Source organism: Synechococcus sp. WC10meta (assembly GCF_047461475.1).
The window spans coordinates 74404-97208 of record NZ_JANSHF010000005.1; the positions used below are offsets into that span (position 1 = coordinate 74404).

The 22805-nt window shown below is 59.6% G+C and carries 21 protein-coding genes and 1 tRNA gene; 9 read left to right on the plus strand and 13 right to left on the minus strand.

The genetic code is table 11. From position 1 onward, the window contains the following. Positions 1–51 precede the first annotated feature (51 nt). Entirely contained in the window at positions 52–579 is a 528-nt protein-coding gene (gene cysC / locus NW804_RS03950) for an adenylyl-sulfate kinase (RefSeq protein WP_414394914.1), read from the minus strand. A gap of 96 nt (positions 580–675) precedes the next feature. Here cysC and NW804_RS03955 point away from each other — a divergent pair, with 96 nt between their 5' ends. After that, positions 676–1938, plus strand: a complete 1263-nt coding sequence (locus tag NW804_RS03955) for an aspartate aminotransferase family protein (protein ID WP_414422911.1) — start codon at positions 676–678, stop codon at positions 1936–1938. Between the two features lie 5 nt (positions 1939–1943). Here NW804_RS03955 and NW804_RS03960 read toward each other — a convergent pair whose 3' ends face one another. Beyond that, the gene (locus NW804_RS03960; RefSeq protein WP_414420784.1) at positions 1944–2363 is read right to left on the minus strand and encodes a hypothetical protein; all 420 of its coding nucleotides are present in this window, start codon (positions 2361–2363) and stop codon (positions 1944–1946) included. Between the two features lie 133 nt (positions 2364–2496). On the opposite strand from NW804_RS03960, the gene NW804_RS03965 reads away from it, so the two are divergent. Together NW804_RS03965 and NW804_RS03970 are read left to right on the plus strand one after the other, a co-directional pair. Continuing rightward, positions 2497–3330, plus strand: a complete 834-nt coding sequence (locus tag NW804_RS03965; protein WP_414420836.1) for a creatininase family protein — start codon at positions 2497–2499, stop codon at positions 3328–3330. Between the two features lie 86 nt (positions 3331–3416). After that, a complete protein-coding gene (locus tag NW804_RS03970) occupies positions 3417–4079 on the plus strand; it encodes a Uma2 family endonuclease (RefSeq protein WP_414405275.1) in 663 nt (220 codons plus the stop codon). A gap of 362 nt (positions 4080–4441) precedes the next feature. Here the strand turns inward: NW804_RS03970 and NW804_RS03975 are convergent, their stop codons facing one another. Continuing rightward, positions 4442–5074, minus strand: coding sequence for a Crp/Fnr family transcriptional regulator (locus NW804_RS03975; protein ID WP_414422912.1), 633 nt, complete (start codon positions 5072–5074; stop codon positions 4442–4444). A 251-nt stretch (positions 5075–5325) separates the two neighbouring features. Between NW804_RS03975 and atpC the strand changes: the two genes are divergently transcribed. Beyond that, positions 5326–5733: an ATP synthase F1 subunit epsilon gene (gene atpC / locus NW804_RS03980; protein WP_414420781.1), complete on the plus strand. Its 408-nt coding sequence runs from the start codon at positions 5326–5328 to the stop codon at positions 5731–5733. Between the two features lie 139 nt (positions 5734–5872). Continuing rightward, complete coding sequence (gene thiL, locus NW804_RS03985) at positions 5873–6832, plus strand: thiamine-phosphate kinase (protein ID WP_414422939.1); 960 nt, start codon at positions 5873–5875, stop codon at positions 6830–6832. 5 nt (positions 6833–6837) lie between these two features. Here thiL and NW804_RS03990 read toward each other — a convergent pair whose 3' ends face one another. The 3 genes from NW804_RS03990 to NW804_RS04000 all read right to left on the minus strand — a co-directional run bounded on the left by NW804_RS03990 (position 6838) and on the right by NW804_RS04000 (position 9479). After that, a complete protein-coding gene (locus NW804_RS03990) occupies positions 6838–8427 on the minus strand; it encodes a DUF6930 domain-containing protein (RefSeq protein ID WP_414422913.1) in 1590 nt (529 codons plus the stop codon). A gap of 169 nt (positions 8428–8596) precedes the next feature. Continuing rightward, positions 8597–8669: transfer RNA gene (locus NW804_RS03995), tRNA-Thr, on the minus strand. A 114-nt stretch (positions 8670–8783) separates the two neighbouring features. After that, complete coding sequence (locus NW804_RS04000; RefSeq protein ID WP_414395147.1) at positions 8784–9479, minus strand: TPM domain-containing protein; 696 nt, start codon at positions 9477–9479, stop codon at positions 8784–8786. Positions 9480–9820: 341 nt separating this feature from the next. Here NW804_RS04000 and NW804_RS04005 point away from each other — a divergent pair, with 341 nt between their 5' ends. Then, the gene (locus NW804_RS04005; protein WP_414411764.1) at positions 9821–11677 is read left to right on the plus strand and encodes a S8 family serine peptidase; all 1857 of its coding nucleotides are present in this window, start codon (positions 9821–9823) and stop codon (positions 11675–11677) included. Next, positions 11677–11898 carry a hypothetical protein gene (locus NW804_RS04010; protein WP_414394901.1) on the plus strand — a complete coding sequence of 74 codons (222 nt, stop codon included), beginning with the start codon at positions 11677–11679 and terminating at the stop codon, positions 11896–11898. Before NW804_RS04005 ends, NW804_RS04010 begins: the two co-directional genes overlap by 1 nt. 58 nt (positions 11899–11956) lie before the next feature. Here NW804_RS04010 and NW804_RS04015 read toward each other — a convergent pair whose 3' ends face one another. Continuing rightward, on the minus strand, positions 11957–12976 hold the full coding sequence (locus NW804_RS04015) for an FHA domain-containing protein (protein ID WP_414394900.1): 1020 nt from the start codon (positions 12974–12976) through the stop codon (positions 11957–11959). Positions 12977–13107: 131 nt separating this feature from the next. On the opposite strand from NW804_RS04015, the gene NW804_RS04020 reads away from it, so the two are divergent. Together NW804_RS04020 and NW804_RS04025 are read left to right on the plus strand one after the other, a co-directional pair. Beyond that, complete coding sequence (locus NW804_RS04020) at positions 13108–13593, plus strand: CGLD27 family protein (protein WP_414394899.1); 486 nt, start codon at positions 13108–13110, stop codon at positions 13591–13593. A 24-nt stretch (positions 13594–13617) separates the two neighbouring features. Then, positions 13618–14631: a bifunctional riboflavin kinase/FAD synthetase gene (locus NW804_RS04025; RefSeq protein WP_414409772.1), complete on the plus strand. Its 1014-nt coding sequence runs from the start codon at positions 13618–13620 to the stop codon at positions 14629–14631. On the opposite strand, the gene cobS is transcribed toward NW804_RS04025, so the two are convergent. The 6 genes from cobS to NW804_RS04055 all read right to left on the minus strand — a co-directional run bounded on the left by cobS (position 14562) and on the right by NW804_RS04055 (position 22616). Next, positions 14562–15326, minus strand: a complete 765-nt coding sequence (gene cobS / locus NW804_RS04030) for an adenosylcobinamide-GDP ribazoletransferase (RefSeq protein WP_414409773.1) — start codon at positions 15324–15326, stop codon at positions 14562–14564. The genes NW804_RS04025 and cobS overlap by 70 nt on opposite strands. 81 nt (positions 15327–15407) lie before the next feature. Continuing rightward, positions 15408–16613 (minus strand): RNA polymerase sigma factor RpoD, encoded by a 1206-nt coding sequence (gene rpoD, locus NW804_RS04035; RefSeq protein WP_414422914.1) that lies wholly within the window; start codon positions 16611–16613, stop codon positions 15408–15410. A gap of 687 nt (positions 16614–17300) precedes the next feature. Continuing rightward, positions 17301–17765: a fasciclin domain-containing protein gene (locus NW804_RS04040; RefSeq protein WP_414422915.1), complete on the minus strand. Its 465-nt coding sequence runs from the start codon at positions 17763–17765 to the stop codon at positions 17301–17303. 125 nt (positions 17766–17890) lie between these two features. Further along, positions 17891–19201 carry a CO2 hydration protein gene (locus tag NW804_RS04045; RefSeq protein ID WP_414409775.1) on the minus strand — a complete coding sequence of 437 codons (1311 nt, stop codon included), beginning with the start codon at positions 19199–19201 and terminating at the stop codon, positions 17891–17893. A gap of 58 nt (positions 19202–19259) precedes the next feature. Further along, positions 19260–20753 carry an NADH-quinone oxidoreductase subunit M gene (locus tag NW804_RS04050; protein WP_414422916.1) on the minus strand — a complete coding sequence of 498 codons (1494 nt, stop codon included), beginning with the start codon at positions 20751–20753 and terminating at the stop codon, positions 19260–19262. An 18-nt stretch (positions 20754–20771) separates the two neighbouring features. Continuing rightward, a complete protein-coding gene (locus NW804_RS04055) occupies positions 20772–22616 on the minus strand; it encodes an NAD(P)H-quinone oxidoreductase subunit F (protein WP_414422917.1) in 1845 nt (614 codons plus the stop codon). Positions 22617–22805: the final 189 nt, after the last annotated feature.

Here is a 22805-nt window from a genome sequence, read left to right on the forward strand (position 1 = left end):
CTTCCCACAAGGGATCCCCAGTCGGCCAGGCCCGGTGCTCTCTGAGCCTCGTTAGAGATAGCCACGGCTTCTAAGACTTTGCATAACCAGCTCAATGCATTCGGGGATGCTCTGTTCGGCAGTTTTGCAGACCACCTCTGGGCATTCCGGCGGCTCGTAGGGATCGTCAATGCCGGTAAAGTTCCGAATGAGGCCTGCTCGCGCCTGGCGATAGAGACCCTTGACATCGCGCTGTTCGCACACCTCTAGGGGGGCATCCACAAAGACTTCGATAAAGTTGCCGATCTGCTGCCGCACCTCCTGCCGCGTTGCCCGATAGGGAGAAATGGCCGAGACCAGCACGATCACGCCGTGGCGAGTCAGCATCTTAGCCACAAAGCCAATGCGGCGGACGTTCTCGTCCCGGTCTTCTTTGCTGAAGCCCAGCCCTTTGGTGAGGTGTTGCCGCATTAGGTCGCCGTCAAGCACTTCCACCGGCAAACCCAGAGCTTGCAACTGCTGGGCCACGCCGCAGCTAAGGGTGGTTTTGCCCGCCCCACTTAGCCCTGTAAACCAGACTGTTACCCCCCGCCGCCCCATGGGTAGGCATTCCTCGTCCTCGGGCTTCGCTAGAATAGCATCCCCAGGGCAGAGTGATACACTCGAGACGCTGTCTCCATTTTTCCCCTGCCGAGCATGTCCCCGCCAGGCTTCTCTCCCCCTGACACTCTCCCAAGCCCTGCAACCGCTGCCGAGCTGTTTGAGCGGCATGTGATGTCCACCTATGCTCGCTATCCCCTGACCCTAGTGCGCGGGGAAGGCTGCCGGGTCTGGGACGAAGAGGGGCGGGAGTACCTGGATTTTGTAGCGGGCATTGCCACCTGCACGCTGGGCCATGCCCATCCTGCCTGGATCCAGGCGCTGACGCAGCAGGCGCAGCAGTTGCACCATGTCTCCAACCTCTACTACAACCGCCCCCAGGCGCAACTAGCCCAGTGGCTGACCCAGCACTCCTGTGCTGACAAGGTGTTTTTCTGTAACTCGGGGGCAGAAGCCGTTGAAGGTGCCATCAAGTTGGCCCGCAAGTATGCCCACACGGTGCGCGGGATCGAGGATCCCATCCTCCTCACCGCCCACGGCAGTTTCCACGGCCGCACCCTGGCTGCCCTCACGGCCACCGGCCAGCCGAAATACCAAAAAGACTTTACGCCGCTAGTGCCTGGCTTCGACTACGTCCCCTACAACGATATCGAGGGCACGGCAGCGGTGCTGGAGCGCTGGGGCGAGCGGGTGTGTGCCGTGCTGCTGGAGCCGCTGCAGGGGGAGGGGGGGGTTGTCCCTGGGGATCCCGCCTACTTTCAGTGGCTGCGCCGGGTTTGCAGCGAGCGGGGCATCCTGCTGATGTTGGACGAGGTGCAGGTAGGGATGGGCCGCACCGGCAGGCTCTGGGGCTACTGCAACCTGGGGGTGGAGCCGGACGTGTTTACTCTGGCCAAAGGCCTGGCCGGCGGGATCCCCATTGGTGCCCTGTTGGCAAAGGACTTTTGCGCGGTGTTCCAGCCAGGGGATCACGCCAGCACCTTTGGCGGCAACCCCTTGGCTTGTGCGGTGGGTCTAGCGGTCTGCCACACCCTGATGGCGGAGAGCCTGGTTTGGAATGCTCAGCAGACGGGCAGCTATCTGCGCCAGGGTTTGTCTTGCTTGGCAGAGCAGTTCCCACAGCTTGTTCAAGAGGTACGCGGCTGGGGCCTGATCCAGGGGCTGGTGCTGCGGATCCCGGCGGCTGAGGTGGTCAGGGCTGCCATGGAGCAAGGGCTGTTGCTGGTGCCAGCAGGATCCCAGGTGGTGCGCTTTGTGCCCCCTTTGATCGTCACTCCTGCGGAAATTGACGAGGCGCTGGCGCGGTTGGAATCGGCTCTGCAGGAGCTGGCTGGTGGCCAGTCCGTTGGCGATTCCTAAAAAGCCTAGCCTTGCCAGAGCTGCCGCAGAAACCCCTGGAGCCGCTGGCGCGCAGAGGGCTCGTGGGGGCCAGGATCTCTAGCCTGCTCCAGCAGGGGCAGGATCTCCTCGGCGTAGGCTGGAACAAAACCGGCAGCAGGCCAGAGCAAGTCCGGCGTGGCCCGCAGCTTCCAAACTTGGGATCCCTCCCTAAGCAGCAGGGGTCGCACCCAGAGCAGGGCTCGAGATCCCGCCTCAAGACGGTGGAGAGAAGCCTGAATCAGCTCCCCATAGAGAGTGGCCTGCGGCCCTGGCAGGGCTAGGATGGGGCGGGGCAAGGTGGGGACACTCCCTTCTTCCCCCCTTCCAGCAGGCAGAGGACGTTCCTCAATGGAGGGATCCCCACCAAAGCTGCAGCGGGCAGGCAAACAGGGCCACAGGGTCATGGGATGGCTGGCTTTTGCCTAATAAGAACAACCACCACCTGATCTTAAGAGATGCCTTCTCAGATCCAGGGATTGCCCACGGTGCTAGCCTTGCAGGCAAGGCATAAACTCCTTGCAACCGGATCCCGCCATGATGCACACCTTTATCCCGCCCCACCGATTTTTCCCCTACCTGACCTGGACAGAGATCCAGGCCATGCCCAACAAAGAGAATGTGGTGATCATCCAGCCAGTAGCCTCGATCGAGCAGCATGGGCCCCATTTGCCCCTGGTGGTGGATGCCTGCATCGGCACGGCAATCATCGGGCGAGCCATGGAAAAACTGGAGCCGGAGATCCCGGCTTACGTTCTGCCCACCCAGTGCTATGGCAAGGCCAACGAGCACTGGCATTTCCCGGGCACCATCACCCTCTCGGCCCAGACCCTGATGGCTTTGCTCACCGAAGTAGCCGAAAGCATTTACCGGGCTGGATTTCGCAAGCTGGTGTTCCTCAACTCCCACGGCGGCCAACCTGAGGTGCTGCAGATTGTGGCCCGCGACCTACACCAGAAGTACGAAGATTTCCTTCTTTTCCCCATCTCCGTCTGGCGCGTTCCCCACCAAGGGCAGGAGCTGATGACAGAAAAAGAACGGGAATTGGGCATCCACGCTGGCGACGGCGAGACCAGCATGCTGATGTACCTGTTGCCCGAGACGGTGCGCACCGACCGCCTAGTCTGCGAGTACCCCCAAGATTTGCCGGAAGACAGTCTGCTCAGCCTGGAAGGGCGAATCTCTTTTGCTTGGACAACTCGCGATCTCAGCCAGAGCGGCGTTCTGGGGGATGCCACCGCTGCCACGCCCGAGAAAGGCAAACTTTTGGTGGAGTCCATGGCCGATGGCTGGGTGCAGCTAATCCGGGATCTGTACAAGTTCCGACAGCCCCAGGCTTGGCGCAAAGCCCCGCTGGCCGGCCCAGACTTCTGAGGCTTCTGGCCGTCCCTAGCCTGCCTCTTCGCGAGGACGGGTGATAGGCTTGAGGGAAAGTTCCCCCACCCCCTGAGGGAAGAGCAATGGTTCTTGCCTCAAAGCCGGCTACCCCTTCCATCCTCGAGCGGCACGACGCCACCTGGCAGGACTACTTGACCATTTGCAACCATCCCACCCTGGACTGGCAGAAGATTTCTTTTTACCAGGGCTGGTTGTGGGTCAGCATGGGCAAGGAAGGGCCAGAGCACGCCTCCGTCAGCGATTTGATGACGGCAATCTTTTTCGCCTGGGCCTTTCTGCACCCGGACGTGCCGCTGCAGTCCTACGGTCGCTGCCTGATTGAGTACCCAGAAACCCACGCCTGCGCCCCCGACCTAGTGCTCTACAAGGGAGAAAACATCCCCAGATACCAAGCCGGCGAGCCGCGGCGGATTGACTTGCGTTTCCAAAGGCCTCCCGACCTGGTGGGCGAAATTGCCGACACCACCCTCAGCCTTGACCTAGACGAGCAAAAGCAGCTCTACGCCAGCCTGGGCATTCCTGAGTACTGGGTCATCGATGTCAAAGGGCGGCGTGTTTTTGCTTTTGCCCTGGCCGAGGATGGACGCTACCGGGCCATTGCCCAGTCGCAGGTGCTAGCGGGCCTGCCGATAGCCCTGCTTGAGCAGACTCTGGAACGCTTGGCCAACGAAACCAACACGGCGGCCGCCAACTGGCTTCTCCAACAGCTCCAACGCCAGGCTTAAAGCCATCAGGGCTCTCCTCTAGTCCTTGATTCACCGTTCGCGTAAGCGGGACGGAGTCCGTACAATCGGCCACTTTGCGGCATAACCAACCTCCTGCCTTGACGTAGATTGGCTGAGCTAGTAGGCTTGCAAGTACATCTTTTCTGGTAGGCACCTAGGCTAAAGTTGGCTTCGTCTTTAGCCTGTGTGCCCTCTAAGGGCAAGGAGCAACTACCGTCAGCTCGAGGGGAAGTGACGCCTGTGGAGATCCCTCTGGCGGGGTAGTAGGTGTTGAGCCTGCTACTAGCTATGGGTCGTGGAAGTAGGAAGAAAGCATCAACCGCGAGCAAAAGTCCGCTTTTGCCCGAGGTTGTATGAGTCTTTCAGAGCGGCGTTTGGGCCAGCTTGATGATGAGATGGTGGTTTTTGTCCACTGTGATCCAGCCCTGCTGGCGGAAACGGTTCAAAAGACGGGTGATGGTGACGCGGGTAGTGCCGATGGCATTGGCCAAGTCTTGGTGCGTAAGGCGCACCTGCAGGCGTACTCCTGTCGCAATGGGGGATCCCAACTCCACTGCCAACAGGGAGAGCAACTGACGCAGCCGATCCTCCACCCGCCGCCGCCCGGCCAGAGCCAGCAGTGCTTCGGTTTGGCGCAGTCGCCGCACCAACTGCTTGAGCAGCCCCTGGCTTAGGGTTTCTGAGGCCTCCACCTCGGCTGCCGACAGCCGCAGCACGTCAACTGCCGTCAACGCCTTAGCTTGGTAGGGATCCAACTTTGTCAGCGGGGATCCCAGCGGCATGGAGGGAACGGCAAAGCCCAAAATGGCCTCACTCCCGTTGGCATGGACAGTACTCAACTGCACTATGCCTCGGCAGACAATCACCCACTCTTCAGGCGGCAGAGGAATGATTTGGCGAGGGCTGTAGGAAGATAGGCTGCGGCCTCGGTAGAGGTCTTCTAGGAGCTGACGCTCTCGTTCGACGTGCTGGCTGGGCGGCGTTTCAGGTATCATGAGCTAGCTCTGCTGGGGCAAACTTGGGTTCCAGCGGGCGGCCTTTCCCCTGTTGAGGGAGAACAAGAGTCGGCCTTGGGACCAAGGATCCGTGTTCTCGACTACACCATATCGCTTGCCTTTCCCGCTGAAGTAAAGAGGAGGTTATGCTTGGGTTAAGTCTTGCCCTCGGCTCAGAAGCGGACAAAGCTGGGTGCAACCGCCATCCGGTAGGATAAAAACAGCTAAGCTCAAGCTTCAGGAGACCTGCCGTGGCGCTGATGGTTCGCGTGATTACTCCTGACCGCATTGTTTGGGATGCCCCTGCCGAGGAGGTGATCCTCCCTGCCACCTCAGGCCAGCTGGGTATCCTGACCAATCACGCTCCCCTGTTGACAGCCATCGGCAACGGCGTGATGCGGGTCAAGGCCGGTGGCAAGTGGTCGGCCATTGCCGTGATGGGTGGCTTTGCAGAAGTGGAAAACAACGAGGTAACGGTTCTAGTCAACCGGGCCGAGCGAGGAGAACAAGTCGACAAGGCTGCAGCTCAAGCTCTTTTGGAGAAGGCCAACCAAGTTTTGAACACTAGCAGTGACAAGCAGGAGCGCCTGCAGGCTCAGTTGGATCAGCAACGGGCCAGGGCTTTACTCCAAGCTGCCGAAATGGGTTCCAAAAGCTAGGGGATACCTCTTGGTTAAGGTGAGGCTAGCTACCCGTAGGTTAGCAGAGTAGGATCCTCAAGACTCTTCCGCCCACGTGCATCCCCAGAAGCCTCCTCTGTTTTCTGATCCTCCCGAGGATTCTCACCAGCTTCTCCCGATCTCAGCCATTGGCGAGGCGGGGCTACTGCAGGTGGTGCAACGCTACTGTCCTGCGCAGGTGGTAGGGGATGATGCCGCAGTGTTGGCTGTTCCCCAAGGACAGTTGGTGGTAACCACCGATGTCTTGGTAGAGGGAGTTCACTTTAGCAACTTGACCACCCCGCCCCATGCCGTGGGCTGGCGCGCGGCAACTGCCAATTTGTCGGACTTGGCGGCGATGGGATCCCGTCCCCACTCGTTGCTCGTAGGCCTGGGCCTGCCGCCCTCCACACCAGTGGCCTGGGTGGAGGAGCTCTACCAGGGAATACAGGCTTGCTGCGCCCCCTGGGGATGCCAAGTGGTGGGAGGGGATCTGTGCCGCTCGCCCCAGCGGTTTGTGGCCATTACGGCGCTGGGATCGGTGCAGCCAGGGCGGGCCATTGAGCGCAAGCGGGCGCAGCCGGGCGATTGGCTCATCGTAACTGGGCCCCATGGGGATGCGCGGGCTGGCCTGGAGCTCTTGCTTCACCCTGAGCAGGGATCTACAGCCCCGACAGCCGAGCAGCAGTTAATTAGGGCCCACCAATACCCCCACCCGCGGCTGGATCTGTTGCCGCTGTTGGCAGCGATCCCTGACCCTATGCGCCTTGCCGGCATGGACACCAGCGATGGCCTAGCCGATGCCCTGGTGCAGGTGTGTCAGGCTAGCGGGGTGGCAGCGAGGATCGAGGCGGAGCGGATCCCGATTTCAGAGGCTTTGCAGCAGGTCTTTCCGGCCCAGGCCCTAGAGTGGGCCCTCTACGGCGGGGAAGACTTTCAGCTACTCCTTAGCGCCGAGCCTTCCATAGCCCAGTACCTCTTGGAAAAGCTGCCAGGGGCAACCTGGATTGGCGAAGTCACCGGCTGGGATCCGCAGGGGACGGTGCGGCTAGACAACGGCCAGATCCTCAGCCGCCAGCAGGCCTTCCAGCATTTTTGAGCGGGTCAAAAGTGCAAGTGTCGGCTGACGCGCACCAAGGGACCCAGCCCTAGCCGCTTGGGACTGAGGGCCTGCATCTCAAACACGGCCAAAATATGGTGCACCGGCAGCTCTGGCTGGTGGGAATTTGCCCCCATCGCTATCACCAAACCACAGCAGCCCCCCGTATCGCGGCAACGCCGCTCCCAGCGCTTGCGAGCCCTCGAGTGCACGGGATCGTCTTTGGGAAATTCGCCAAACAAGTGCAGGTCGCGGTTACCCGTCTGGACAATTTCTAGCTCGTAGCGATGGCCATCGAAGGGATCCACTCCCGTATTGAAACAAACCCCTTGGGGGCCCCCCTCGCCGCGCAGGTTTTCAATCAGTTGCTTGGCCTTAGAGCGAGAGGTGCGCACAATCACCACCGGCAGCCCCTCCCCCTTCTGCACCAGTTTGCTCTGAGGGAGAGGATGCACTTGCCCTGCACGGCGCAACACCTCCACTGTGGCCCAAGGCAGCAGTCCCAGGCCAAGCTGCGCTCCCTCAGGCAACAGATCCTCTCGGAGCAGAGCTTGGGTGGGTTTCTCTTCCTCTAATGCCAGCAGCTCTGCCGCCAACTCAGGCAGGGTGCGCACCTGCACCGACAGGGCTTCCCCTTGGGGATTGGGAACGCAATACTGCCCCTGACAAGGTTGAAAGCCCTTTTCCAGCTTGCGGCGGTACTGCTTCAAGAAGCAATGCAAGGCCTCCAAGGCCACGGCCAAGGTTGCTGCCTCCTCTTCCTGTAAAACACCGCGCAAGCCCTCCAGCGGGTGGATGGTGCCGAAGTTCGGCTCGATGTCCTCGGGATCCAACTCTGCCAAGTCCAAGTTTGGCCAGTCTTCCAGTTCGGGATGGCGGGGTTGAAAAGTCAGGTAGAGACAGTCCTGCCTCAGGAAGACTTCCTCCATCTCAGCAGGGTCCGCTTGCCTAGCCTGCTGGCGAAACTGTTTGAGGGAGGGCAGGGAGCGGTAAAAAATCACCCCATACTCCATTCCTGCCCGTCCCATGATTGAGACGTAGAGAGTTTCGACGTCCCACTGATGCAGCTCGATGGCTAGAATGTGGTGATCCTCAAGGTACTCCCAGGGGGCATCCTGCCAGAGGGTAAAGGCTTTGCTAGCCAAGAGTTCTGCGTAGTTTTCTGGCAAAGGTGGGGGGATCTGCTCCTGAGCCTCGGCAAAGCTTTGTAGGATCTCATCGATGAGCGGTAGCTCCGGCTGGTATTCCACTTTGATGTCCAGCTCGTGCAGAATGCCGTGCAGGAAAAACCGCACCTCCCGGTTGCGCACGACGATTTTCTGGGGACGGGCTGGCAAGCCCGCATTGGGCCGCTCCATGGCCGCGATCAAGGCCCGCACCATTGGCTCCATGCCAGAGCCAGCAGGCACCACCTCCATAGCTCGCACCACACCCTGAACGCCGTCCACCCAGAGAATGCATTCCCCCTCGCCGGGAGAAGGCTGGGAGCCAGCAACTGGCGAGCTTGGCAGGCTGTGGCGATCCCCTTCCCACACGGAAGGAATCTGGGGCAGCTTTTGCAGTCGACGAACCGTAGCGGCTGGCAGACGCGACATAGACATCCCGAGACCACAAAAACCACCCAAAGGCCTAGCAGATGCCTTGGGTAGGGATCCCTCTCTCCTCAGCCAAGTTGAGAGTGGGGATCCCCCTCCAGCCACTCTAACCGAGCCCGGAGAAGCTGGATCCCCGCTAGGGACAATGGCCAAGCAAACCCGAGTAAAGAGCTGATGGTCAGATTCGAACTGACGACCGCTCGATTACAAGTCGAGTGCTCTACCAACTGAGCTACATCAGCCCGTTCTACCTGGATTATACTAGCACCTCCCTTGCAAGTTGTCCCCGCCTGCCAGTTTGTTGCTAGGGGGCAGCAGGCAGGGGATTGAGCTGACAGCCGAGAGAGGCAAGGAAGCTACTGCCGATCCTCTGCTGGCTGTGGAATGGGAGCTAGGTAAATAGCCAAAGCTCCGGCCAGAAAGCCCAAGATATTGCGCACCACTGGCAGCCAATCTCGGGTGCGAGCAACCACTGGGCCAAGGCCAAAGGCCCCAAACAAAATGAACCACAAGGGAGAGATGAGCAAAGCCCAGCGCCAGTTAAACACCTCCTCTCCCTGGCGGGGTTTGCCGGCAAACCCAAAGACAATCCCACCCAAGATAGAGGTAATCAACGTCAGGATCCACTGCTCCTGCGGCAGCCCGGGCACTACCCGGCAACCGCCTTGGCGAAAACAGCGATCCAGAACCTCAACGGCCTCTAGAATGGCGCGGTGGGCGCCATGTTCCTGCACATAGAACTGGTTGCCAAAGCGAGACTGCAGCTCGATCCAAAAGGTGCGCGGCAAGATCTCCCGCACCGCATCCCCCACGTTGAAGGCCAGCAGGTTGCCCCCCCGGGGATCCGCCACCATCAAAACGCTGCGCTCGTTTAGGCCCCAGTACTCCTTCACCTGGCGGCCCGGGGTTTGGTCAAACTGGGTCAACACCCGCAGCTTCCAGCCAGTTTCTTCCTCCAGCCGGCTCAGGTGCTCGGCCAGTTCGGCTTCCTCCTTGCTGCTCAACTGATCCGCCAAGTCCAAAACCGGAACAGGCGGCTGAGGCAACTCCATCGGCACTACTGGCAGGGCAGGCTGCGCCCACAGGGGAGATCCCCCGCCCACCCAAATCCATAGCCCTAGGCAAAGACTCACTCCAAAGCAAAGTACCCTTTGCCACTGGATGCTCATGCTACTCCCTCTTTCTTTAAAGACCCAATCCTGAAAACTGATGTTAAGAAGTGTTTCAAGTTCTTACAGATCCATCATGCCCTGGAAGCCAACATTTGGCCAGAGGGAGTTCTTTCTGGGTTTTCCAGGTAGCTGCGGGAAGGGTTGGCAGCAGAGTCTTTTCTGGTCAATTGCCCATCGAGAGGGCATACTGGTGGCAACAATTTTGGATGCCGGGGGCGTGCATGATGAAGTTCAGACGCTGGTTGGGTCTCTGCTGGGCCGGCCTGATGGCGCTACTCCTCACGGCCTGCGGCCAGGGATCCACTCCCTACGACAGCATTGTGATCAACTTTGTTAACACGGCTACTCCCAGTGAGATCGCTGCCCTTGCCAAAGAGTACAACTTGACGCTGCGACCCAGCAGCAACAGTGCCTTTGCCCGCCAAGAGGTTATTTACCTAGCCACTGGGGAGGCGACTCATCCCAGGGCCACCCGGCGGCTGCTCCAGCGGCTTCAGCGGGAAGCCCTAGTTGAGTATGCCCACCCCAACTACCAATTCCAGGCCGCTTTCGTGCCCAACGATCCCCTTTACTCCCAGCAGTGGAACCTACGGGCCATCCGCATGCCCGAAGCCTGGGAGATTTCTCAAGGGGAAGGGGTGACGGTGGCAGTCGTGGACACGGGGGTGACGCGGGTGCCGGATCTGGCCCAGACCGAATTTGTGAAGGGCTACGACTTCGTAGATGACGATGAGGATCCCACCGACCTCAACGGCCACGGCACCCATGTGGCTGGCACCCTTGCCCAGTCCACCAACAACGCCCTGGGCGTGGCAGGTGTTGCCTTCAAGGCCAAGATCATGCCCGTGCGGGTGCTGGATGCCAACGGCTTTGGATCCCTGTCGGATGTGGTGGAAGGGATCCGCTATGCCGTCGACCATGGCGCTACCGTCATCAACCTCAGCTTGGGCAGTCGCGCCTCAGCTCGCTTGATGGAAGAGGCGGTAGCTTACGCCCACAGTAAAGGAGTGACCGTAGTTGCAGCTGCTGGCAACGAAAACTCCAGCCAGGTAAGCTACCCAGCCCGCTATCCCCATGTCATCGCCGTCTCAGCCACGGGGCCTGATGGCACCAAAGCTCCCTACTCCAACTATGGGGTGGGCGTGGATATTGCTGCTCCTGGTGGGGCCAAGACGCCCGAGCACCCGGAGTACGGCATCCTGCAGCAGACCATCAACCGCCGCAACCCCGACGAGCCGGTCTTCGCCTACTTCCAAGGCACCAGCATGGCTGCCCCCCACGTGGCTGGCGTGGCGGCGCTGATCCAGGCTCAGGGCATCAAGGATCCGGACAAGGTGGAGGCCATCCTCAAGATGTCAGCTGCCCCAGTACCTGGCGACAAACAGAACTTCTACGGCGCCGGTCTGCTGGACGCAGCCAGAGCCTTGGCCCGAGCCAGGGGTCAGCAGGAGGAAAACCCCTTGGTGCTGTGGCTGAAGGACTTCCTGAAGTACCTAAACGACAACGGCTACCTCAACCCTCGCTTCTGGTTTGATGGGGGCGCAATTGCCCTGGTGCCCAAGCTGCTGATGGTTGTAGGTGGCTACATCCTCCTGGTGCTCATTCGCTGGTGGCTGGCTCCCAAGCCCGTACCGGTGACAGTACCCCTATTGTCCGGGATCCTCCTGGGCAGCGCTGGCCTCTTCCCCCTGCAAGGGTTGGCCATTGTGGGTTTCCCCCGCTGGCCCTTGCAACTGCTGGGCAGCTCCCTGCCAGAGCTAGGCACCGCCTTAGCCCAGACCAATGCCCTAGATCCCTTGTTTGCCAGTGTGTTGATCCCTGGCCTGTTGATGGTGCTCCTCCTAGGTCATCGGCGCTGGCGCTGGGCAGTCATCGGCCTCTGCCTGGGGGTGGCTTCCCATCTGCTCCTGTCGGGATCCCTGTTCTATGAGGGGGTACTATGGCTTGGATCCTCTGCTTGGTTGGGGCGCTCCTTCTTGCTCCTCAATGGCTTGCTCTGCCTGGGCCTGGCCTACTTGGGAGCACAAGCCATCTTGGATTTGCAGCCCAGCAGCACCGTCCTAGCTCTGAGGAAGTGATGCAAGAATTTAGGGGTACCATTGAGTTTCTCGACATTGAGGGGGGGGTGTGGGTGCTGACGCTCCCTTCAGGTCAGCACTACGCCCTCTTCCGCGCCCCCAAAGAGCTCCTGCAGGAGGGATTGCAGGTTACCATTCAGGGGCAGGTGAGGGAAGATTGGGTAACAACAGCGCAGGTGGGCCCAGTCTTGGAGGTAAAAAGCTTCCGGAAGCAGCCCTAGCCAACTGAACCTCTGGGAGGACCCTAGTACCCCCTGCCAGCCATCCCCAGGCCGGCAGTTACTCCGAGCTTGGGATTTGACTGAGAACTGCTTGCAGAGAGCGGACATCGCAGCAGTACACCTGGTGCGGGCGGGCATACCCTTTGAGCTCCACCACCTGCTGGGAGAAGCAAGTGGCTGACTGACCTAGTTGTCGGGTCAAGTAGGCGTAGGTGCTCTGGCTGATGGCCAGGTCAGTGTTGAGGGTGCGGGTGGCGCTTTCGAGGCGAAAGGCCAGGTTGACGGTGTCGCCCAGAGCCGTGTACTCCTGGCGAGTGGTGTTGCCTACCTGGCGCACGATGGCTGGGCCAGTGTTGACGCCTGCTCCCAGGCGCAGGGGAGAGGGCAGGGGAAACTCGCTATTCAGTTGTTCGGTCATCTGGAACAGCTTCACCAGGGCCTGCAGAACTGACTTCACGTCAAGCTCGATCTCCGCCTGGTCGGCTGGCAAGGGATCCGCATGGGGTGTATGGAACCAGACGGCCATGATGGCGTCGCCAATGTACTTATCAACGCTGCCTCCCTGTTGCTGGATGATGTCGCCGCCGCGCCGGAACCAGTCGCCCATCACCTGGGAAAGCAGCCGCTCGTCCAGTTGTTGGGTCAGTTGTCCGTAACCGCGTACGTCAACCACGGCCACTGAGATGAGCCAGCGGGTCTGCAGCACCAGGGTGTCCGAGGGCCTGCCGGCAGAGCCGGGCTCTGGGCTAGTCAGGGATCCGCTGTGAAACTCAAGCTGGGATTGGCCAAGAGTAAGGCGATCCCCGTCTTGCAGCAGCGTGGGAATGCTGATGCGGCGATTGTTAACAAACGAGCCGTTGCGGCTGCCCAGATCGATGAGATAGATGCTGTTGTCATCCAAGTACTGCAGCAGGGCGTGCTGGCGGGAGACACTGGGATCGTTGAGGACAATGGCGTTGCCCTCATCGCGGCCCAGCGTCCAAGCTGTGGCTCCAGCAAGAACGTACTTCCTCTGGCTGCCGTCCGGCTCTCTGAGAATCAGGTAGGGAGCAGCGGCAGGTTCGCCTGGGACGCTCATGGTAGGAGAGGAGATAAGGCAACCCCACTCTAATACGATACCCCTCTCCCCTGCATTTGAACCGCAGCTAGGCTGGGCTTGGCGGGCATCAGGCCAACTAATATCATGTTGTGTAGATATGTTAAGGCCCTATGGCGAATCCTTCCCATCCCATTCCTGCTGAGCAGCAGCCTCTGCGGCAATATGCGGAGCTAAGGGAAGCTTTTCTTTTTCGCTGGCCAACACTGGCCTGGCTCCCCTACTTACGGCGGCTCCTGGGCGTGTGGGGAGCGGTTGCGGTGGGAATTTTGCCACTGGTGTGGGGCAGCTTTGTCGGGGATTGGGGCCACTTCACCTTGGCATGGATCCTGGGAGCCAATGCCTTGCTAGGCCTAGTGCTGCTCCACCTCTACTTGGGCTGGGCCCACGTGCGGCGGCGCTTGGTGCAGCCGCGGATCCCTTACGAAGAAAGCGGCTGGTACGACGGGGCAATGTACGTCAAATCGGAAGAGGAGCTGGCTCAGCATCGGCTCATTGTCCGTTATCAGGTTGAGCCGGTGTTGCAGCGCCTGCGACGCAGCTTGTGGGGGGTGGTTGGGCTGAGTGCCCTGACGGCCTTGCTTTGGCCACTCTGGTAGGGAGAACCAAGGGGATCCCAAGCGGTGCATGTAACTTCTGATCTGGCTCAAGCCTTGCGGCCCACTGCCGTTGCCATTGGTAACTTCGATGGCTTGCACCTGGGCCATCAGAAAGTGCTGCAGCCAATTCGAGACTCCCCAGAGGGGGTGCGCACGGTTCTCACGTTTCATCCCCACCCGCAGGAGGTGTTGACGGGGCAAAAGCAATGGCTGCTGACTCCGCCGGCGGAGAAGCTGGCGCTGTTGGCTGAAATGGGCTTTGAACAGGTGGTGCTGCTCCCCTTTACCCCTGCCCTGGCTTGCCAGCCTCCCCAAGACTTCATCCAGACAGTTCTTGAGCAAGGGTTGTGCGTTCGCCACCTCAGCGTTGGCTGGGACTTTTGCTTTGGCCATCGCCGCTCCGGTACTGCCCAAACCCTGAAGGCCTGGGGATCCCAGTGCCGTATTCCAGTAGAGGTCATCCCGGAGGTGCAACTAAACGGGAAGCGAGTCAGCAGCTCCCGCATTCGCGCTGCCCTAGCTACAGGGGAGGTGGCAGCAGCCGCAGAGCTCTTGGGTCGTCCCTATCAGCTCATTGGAGAGGTGGTGCCAGGGGATCGCCGGGGACGGGAGCTGGGCTTTCCCACTGCCAATCTGCGCCTGCCGCCCGAGAAGTTCTTGCCCCGCAACGGAGTGTACAGCGCCTGGGTGGAGGTGCCCGCTGCCGCGGGAGCTCTGCCAGGAGTGATGAACATCGGCTACCGTCCTACGTTTGCTGGGCTGCGGCACACGGTTGAGGTGCATCTGCTGGATTGGACGGGCGATCTCTACGGGCAGGAGGTGCGGGTGGCGTTGCAGGGGTTTATCCGCCCAGAGCGGCGCTTCCCCAAAGTGGCGGACTTGATCCACCAAATCCAGCAGGATTGCCAGAAGGCTCGGCAACAATTGGGCTTGGCGGAGCCGGTTCCTCTCCCAGCGCAAGAGAGACCTCAGGAGAGCTTAATCAGGGATCCCCACAGCAGGGCTATCGCCTCAGACCACTCCACCGTGGCCCCGTAGGTATCCCCCGTGTGTCCTCCCAGTTGGCGGTAGATCCAATGGCCCACGGCCAAGGCTCCCAGAGCAGCGCCCAGCGTCCAAAGTAGCAGAGGCCCCCAGGCCAGGATCCCGCTTCCCCCCAAACCGGCTGTGGTAACCCCTAGGAGCAGGGTGCCCGGCCACAGGGATCCCGGCAGGGAGGTGGAGTCTTTGAGGAAGCGGGCGGATCCCTGCTCCCGCAAGTAGGGGTAGAGAGCAATGGCCAGCAGTTGGCCCCAGCGACCCCAGGCTGGCACCAAGAGCAGGAGGGGCCAGACTTGTAGGCTACTCAGGGCAGCAAACTTCAACAGCAGCACCAGCCCTAGGGCCAGTACCCCGTAGGCTCCCGTGTGGCTGTCGCTCATCACTTGGAGGCGGTGGGAATTGCTGGCTGACTGCTCTGAGCTGGTGTGGAGATTGGCCGCCAGGCCATCGGCGGTATCGGCCACCCCATCCAGGTGCAGCCCCCCGGTTAACACCACCCACAGCGCTACCAGTAAAGCCGCCCGTACTCCCGCTGGAAAAACCTGAAGCAAGAGGGAGGCCAAAAAGAGGATCCCACCCAGGAATAGACCCACCGCCGGTAGCCAGGCGGCAATGCCCTCAAACTGCAGATCTGCTGCCCGTCCTAGGGGCAAGGCGGTGTAGAAAGTTAGAGCTGCCCAGAAACGCCGCAATGGTGTCCTCCTCCCTTCGAGGAGCTGGGATCCAGCCTCCCAGGATCTGGGGAGGTAGCAGCCAGGTCTAACTAGGCCCGGCTAGCGGATGTACTCTTTCAACACGCTGTTGCGATTGGGATGGCGCAGCTTGCGCAGCGCTTTGGCCTCGATCTGCCGGATGCGCTCCCGGGTGACGTTAAAGATTTGGCCAATCTCCTCCAAGGTTTTCATGCGGCCATCATCCAGCCCATAGCGCAGCCTCAACACATCCCGCTCGCGAGGGGTGAGGGTTGCCAAAACGCTTTCCAGATCTTCCCGCAATAACATCTTGGCCACCCGCTCCTCGGGAGTTTCTCCCTCCGACTCAATAAAGTCTCCCAGCCGCGAGTCCTCCTCTTTGCCAATAGGCGTCTCCAAGGAAATAGGAAGCTGAGCCGACTTGGCAATGAAGCGCAGCTTCTCGATGGTGATTTCCATGCGAGTGGCGATCTCCTCTTCCGTGGGCTTGCGGCCCAACTCCTGGGAAAGCTGCTTGGTGACTTTCTTAATGCGCGAGATGGTTTCGTAGAGGTGAACCGGCAGGCGAATGGTGCGCGATTGATCGGCAATGGCGCGGGTGATGGCTTGGCGGATCCACCAGGTGGCATAGGTGGAAAACTTGTAGCCCTTTTCGTGATCAAACTTCTCGGCTGCCCGAATGAGGCCTAGGGAGCCCTCCTGGATCAGATCCTGAAAGGAGAGACCCCTGTTCATGTATTTCTTGGCAATAGAGACTACCAGCCGCAGGTTGGACTGCACCATCTTTTCTTTAGCCCGCCGCCCCTGGTGTAGGCGCCGCCGGAATTCCGGCAAGGGCATTTTGACTTCCTCTGCCCATAGCTCCTCCGGCACCTCCTCCGGGCTGGACCAGAGGCCCATTCGCTCGAAAACGGCCTCACGGGCGCGCTCTAGCTCCAGCAGATCGGCAATTTTTCGCGCTAGCTCAATTTCTTCGTCAGGCCGCAGGAGGCGAATGCGCCCAATTTCTTGCAAATAGACGCGAATAGAGTCGTCGGTGTAGACCTTTTTCTTGCCAGCCGATTTGTGTTTCGCATGCCCTTTGGCAGCAGTAGCCTCATCCTCCTCCTCGAGGAACTCTTCGTCGCCCTCCTCCTCGTCCAAAGCCTCAGGGTCACTGGCATCCAGTTCAAACTCGAGGGGATCCGCTCCATTGTCTGTATCCAGGAGAATGGAAGAGGAGCTTTCCAGATCCGAGTCGAGAAGAGCCGTCTGACCAGATGTCACCAACTCTTTTGCTTGCACCATGCTGATTTCCTCGTGACGCTAATCACAAAACTGGAGGCAACTAAGAGCTTCTAGACGCCAAGGCAAAAGCAGCAAGTCCCAAGTCCACTGCAACCCAGAACGCCAGCTCTAGGGCGTCAAGAGCTGCAGAACTAGACCCCGCTCGCGCTAGGCAAGCTGGCCCGCTTCTAGACAGCCAAGGGCTGGGGTTACTCTCGAAGCAACGGTGGCTCATGGGGCTCAATGAAACTGGTGCAAAACTTGTTGGACGGGCAAGCCCCCTCGAAATTGAGGAGGCCCACCTTTTGCTCTTCCCTGGCGCAGGGCAAGGCGCCTCCTGGAAGGGCTGGCTACCTCGACCCCTCCCCACGCTTGGAGGAAGGGGCACACCACAGCCGCCGGCAAGGGATCCCTGCAGGCAGCTGTAGCCGTTCACACCAAACGCCTTCCCTAAATTAGCCCGCCCTTGGGGAAACAGCAACGGGGCAGGTGAAGAAAATCTAAACTTTGTCCCGCCGCCTCACAACGCTCCAATCCCGATGTCAGGGATCCCTACGACTTGACGGGGCGCTGGAGGATCCTCCAGGAGCCGATTTTGGTGGGCCGGAGACGGTGGAGCAACTCCACCAAGGCTTTCTAGGTCATCAAGACCCATACCTTGCAGCAGGAACCTGCCCAGTGGGGGATCTGCCTGCCGGTGGTGTCGCTTCAGGGGGCGCTGGCTAGGCCCTCTTTTTCCGCAGAGCGCAGGATTGGCCAGAACCAGTGGGGCCGCATGAGGATCACCGTGTCGATGACATGAATGATGCCGTTGTCGGCTTCAATATCGGCCTGGATAACGGTAGCATTGTTTACCTCAAACACGTCCCCTTCGATAAACAAATCGATGGGGGATCCCTCCACCGAGCCTACACTTCGATACTTGGCCAAGTCCGCCTTTTTCAGGCGACCGGGCACCACATGGTAACACAAGATGCGAGTCAGTTGAGGGATGTTTTGCAGCAGGGTGGTAATGGTGCCAGGGGGCAACTTGGCAAAAGCTGCATCGGTAGGCGCAAAAACAGTAAAGGGGCCAGGGCCTTTCAGAGTATCCACCAAGTTTGCCGCTTTCACGGCTGTAACTAGGGTGGAGAAACCCTCCGTAGCAACTGCAATATCGACAATATCAGGCATGGCCAAAATCCTTATTTTGCTAGCAGTTGGGATGACAGGAAAGTCAAAGTGGTGGGCAGTTTCAGAGCTACCTGGCCTGAATACAACTGAAAATGGGCAGAGTCAATGCCTAGACTTGAAGTCGGCTAGCGATAGTTCTGATCCTGAATGTAGGCCAGGCGAGCTGCTTCTCGAATCCCGTATTCTGGTCGAGTGAAGCGATTGAGTTGCCCCTCAAAGTAACGGCGGTTCATCATCAAATGTCGCGGATTGGGATCGTCCAAAGGATAGAGAAAAGCTGCTCTACCTGCCTGGATCACGGCTGAGGTGACGTTGTACATGGAGCGCTGAAAGCTGATCCCAATCTGGATCAGCATGTCATCTTCGCCGCGGCAATGCTTGCGGTAATACTCCACTAAATACTGGGGCAAAAAGTGGTACATATCCTGGTGCAAAAGCGTCGGCGGGATCCCGGCACTGGCCACGGGAAACTTGTCGGCGTAGAGAACCCCGTAGTGAAAGTCCAACTGGTTAACGGGCACTTGGTTGGCCTGGGCGTTATAGGACTTGGTGCCGCGGAAGGGAGAAGAGCGATAAAACACCGCCTCTACGTAGGGGAAAGCCGCCTCGTATAGCCAGGTAAATCCCTTGGATTTGGGCACAATATCGTACCATTCTCCGCGGATGCGCACCCGGTGATAAATGGGCCGTCCGGCAATGGCGAAGATCCCCCTGACCAAGAAGTTCATCGCCTCCGGCACGCTGGTAATTTTGCCCTCGTCGTAGAGATCGCTCATTTCAAAGAAAACCGGCGCCATCGCCTCCCAAAAGAGTCCCAGCACTGAATACATGGTGGCCTGGCGGCATAGCTCTAAAAACATGTCTGGGAAGAGCTTGTATAGCCCCATCAACAGAGGGTTGCCTTGGCAGTAGGCGCGGATGGCGCGGTCGGCATTTTGCTTGTATTCTTCCGAATCCATATAGGGATCCAGCAGGCCCCCCATACCCCGGTGCCAGAGCATGGCCCGCATACACTCTTCCGCAAATTCCATGTTGATGCGGTCATGCCAAAGGTGATGCAAGATCCGCGGCAGCTTGCGCTTGAGCTCTCCTTTTTCCATGAACTCCAGAAGCTCTGGGTGGGCTGTGGCGGGGCCACGCCAAATGCGCAGATCCGCATCATCCCCGGCGTAGTGGTTGGCCAGCTTCAGATACTCTTCGGGAATGATGTACTTAAAAAAGGGCAAGGGATCCACAAACACCTGCTCGGCAATGTAGAGCAGATCACGCCAATAAAAGTCCATCGGCACGGCATAGGCCTTGTAGATGCCGATAATTTGCATCAAGTTTTCCGGCGTATCCGGCAGCATCGATCCCCCTGCCTCGAGGCGATGGACTATCTCGGCAAAAGGATGAGTGGAAGGAGGTAGCTTAGGTGCAACTAGGGTTGTTGCCATGGCAAGTCTCCAACGCTTCAATTCCTGGGAGTCTCCCAACTACCTGGTGACCCCGTTTCTAGGGAGAATGATCCGGGTTACCGGCTGAGGCCAAGATAACCGTTTGGGCCTGAGCCACTTGGGTGGAGAGGGTAAAGGCCAAGGGTTGCGGCCATTTCACCAAGTTCATGGGCTGGATCCCAAACCAGACGATCAAGGCAGTTAAAACAAAGCCCGGGATCCGCTCCCAGCCCTGCACCCGTGGGTAGTAGGCAGTGCGGTTGTCCAGTTTGCCAAAGCAGGTGCGGTTGAGCAAAATCACAAAATACACCGCCGTCAAGCCGGTGCCGCAGATGCTGATCAAAGTGGGCAAGGGAAAATCTTGGTAGCTGCCCTGGAAGATCAAAAACTCGGCCACAAAGCCCACCAAGCCCGGGATCCCGGCACTGGCCATGCCGCCTAAAATCAGCAGGGCACTCACCGTGGGCAGGCCGCGCAGGGGATTGAGCAGGCCGTTGAGCACGTTGAGATCCCGCGTTCCTACCTTGCGCTCCACCAGGCCCACCAGATCGAACAGCAGCGCCAAAATCAGGCCGTGGGAGACCATCTGCACCATTGCTCCCGTCAAGCTAATCGGCGTGGCCGCCGCCATGCCCAGCAGGATGTAGCCCATGTGGCCGATGGAACTGTAGGCCACCATGCGCTTGATGTCTTTTTGGGCAATAGCCGCCAAAGCTCCCGAGAGCACGGCAATGGCCCCCCACCAGGCCAGAAGCCCGGCCAGGTCAGCCCAAGCTTGGGGAAACAACTGCAGCCCAAAGCGAAATAGGCCATAGGTGCCCAACTTGGAGAGCACCCCTCCCAGCAGTATCGCCACCGGCGGAGAAGACTCTCCGTAGGCATCAGGCAGCCAGGTGTGGAGGGGCACCAGCGGCATCTTGATGCCAAAGGCCACCATCAACGCCAAGAGCGCCAGAGTTTGGGCAGCAGGGCTCAGAGAGCTGATGCGAATCTCAGCCAGCTCAAAGGTATGGGGATCCCCAAGCCAGTAGATAGCCAAAAAGGCCCCCAGCAGGAAGATGGCGGAGACAGCGGTGTAAATCAAAAACTTGATGGCGGCGTAATCCCGCTTGGGGCTGCCCCAGATGGAAATAAGTAGGTAGATCGGGATCAGCACCAGCTCGTAGAAGAGGAAAAACAAGAGCAGGTTCTGCGCAGCAAAAGCCCCGTTGACCGAGCCGCTCATCAGCAGAATGCAGCCGTAAAAGAGATTGGGACGCTGCACCTCTGGCTCAGCCGTCAGGATGGCGATGAGGGTAAGCAGCCCGTTCAGAGCTACCATCAGCAGGGACAAGCCGTCCAAGCCCAGGGAGTAGCTCAAGCCAATCTCTGGGATCCAATCCCACCGCTGCTCCCACTGAAAGCCAGTTGCCTGCACGTCAAAGCGGGTAAATAGAAACAGCGAGATGGCCAACGGGATCCCGGCCAGGACCACCGCCAGCTTTCGCCCTCCCAAGCCCAGGAACAGGAGCAGGGATCCCAAAATCGGCAACACAATCAAGGCACTCAGCATGGTCTTTACCCCCTCGACCTACCCAAGCCTAGAGAACCACCAACCCAGCAGGGCCACCCCCACCACAATTGTCAGCACATAGGCCTGCAACTGGCCGGAGGTGGTGTACTTCAGGACTTGGCCGCCTGCCAGCACCGCCAAACTGGTCAAATTCACCAGGCCATCCACCACGTAGCGGTCAAAGAGCGCCGTGACCTCAGAGATGATGCGCACCACAAACACCACACTGGCTCGGTAGAGCTTGGGAGTGTAGAAGTCGTTGGCCAGTAGGTCCTGCCAGTCGGCCAAGAAAGCCCAGTCCACCGGCCGCCGCTCCCGCGGCAGGTAGAGCACTGCCCCCAAACCCATGCCTACAAGGCTGGATGCGGCCATCAGGGCAACAGGGATCCCTTCCAGCGTGGGCGTCAAACCCAGCGCCGCCAGGATCATGGTTATGTGCAGAACCACCCCCATCATGACCGTGCTGGGCAGCATCATCGGCCAATGCACTTCTGGCGAGCGCTCGCTCATCTGCTGTGGCTTACCCCCCCAAACAAGGCCGAATACCCGGGTTAGGCCCAGTGCCGTCACCGCGTTGGTAACCAGCACAACTGTTGCCGCCAGCCCCTGCCCTGACTGCACCAACTGCTGCCACAGATCCGTCAGCACCCAGAAGGAGCCAAAGGGAGGCAAAGCAAAGATTCCGGCCATCCCCGTCAAAAAGCACAGACCTGAGATGGGTCGCCGCGACCACAAGCCCCCTAGATAACGCAGATCCTGGGTAATGCTGTTCCAGATCACCATGCCCAGCGCCATCACCAGCAAAGCCATCGCCGGCGCATAGGTAAGCAGCAACTGATACGCTTGCTGGACATGGCCGGTGCCCACTGCTACAAAGATCAAGCCCATGTAGGCGCTCACCAGGTAGGACAAGGCCCGCTTGGCGTCAATTTGAGCCAGGGCCACAAAGGCTCCCCCCACTGCCGTCAGCCCCCCAATTACCAGCATCACCCGCAACACCGTTGGGGAAAGAGCATAGAGCGGCTGCAGGCGGATCAACACCCAGGCCCCTGTGCCCACCACCACGGCGTTGCGCAAGATTGTGGCAGGGATCGGCCCCTCCATCGCCTCATCCAGCCACAGGTGCAGGGGGAACTGAGCACACTTGCCCGCAGGTCCAGCCAGCAAGCCCAGCCCTGCCAGCGCGAGCAAAGTTGGGTCCACAGAGATGGCTCCTGCCTGCACCGCCTTTGCCCAGGCCGCCAAGTCCTCAAACTCCCAAGATCCCGTCAGGGGATAAATGGCAATAACCCCCATCAAGAGCAAGAGGTCGCCGATGCGCTTGGTTAAGAAGGCATCTCGCGCCCCGGTGACCACCAGCGGCTGGTTATACCAAAAGCCCACCAATAGGTAGGTGCCCAGGGTCAAAATCTCCAAGATGACGTAGCTAAAAAACAGAGAGCCACACATGGCCAAGGCGCACGTTCCCCCCTCAAACAGGCCCAGCAGGGAGAAGAAGCGCGCCCAGCCCCAGTCCATTTCCATGTAGCCAAAGCCGTAGATCTGGGCCACCAGGTTCAGCCCCGTCACCACAGCGCAGGCCCCCAGCGTTACCGAAGAGACCTCTAGCGGCAGCTCCACCACCAGATCCCCCACCTGCAGCCAGGGCAGCCGAATCACCTGCGCCGGCTGATCCCAAATCGCCACCAGCGCCCCCACACTGTGCAGAAACGCTACCAACGTCAGCAGCGCATTTAGGTAGCCCGCCGGTCGAGGGCCAGTGCGGCGGGTGATTCCTGGGGACCAGATCAGCGCTCCCCCCCACCCCACCAGCGCATAGAGGGGAATTAACCATGCGGTTGTAACCAGCCCGTTCAAGCTCATAATCCTCCTTCCGACCCGGGATCTCGCCTGAGCCCATCGCTGGCTGAGATTCTGTAAAAAATCTTAAGAGGCATCCTAGTGGCAAACTAGGATAGACAAAAGTCAAGTTTTCCGATGAAGACCGTAGACTTAGGTCTATCCGCCAAAAAAACGCTGGGAAGTCAGGAAGGCCCACCTAAGGGATCCCGC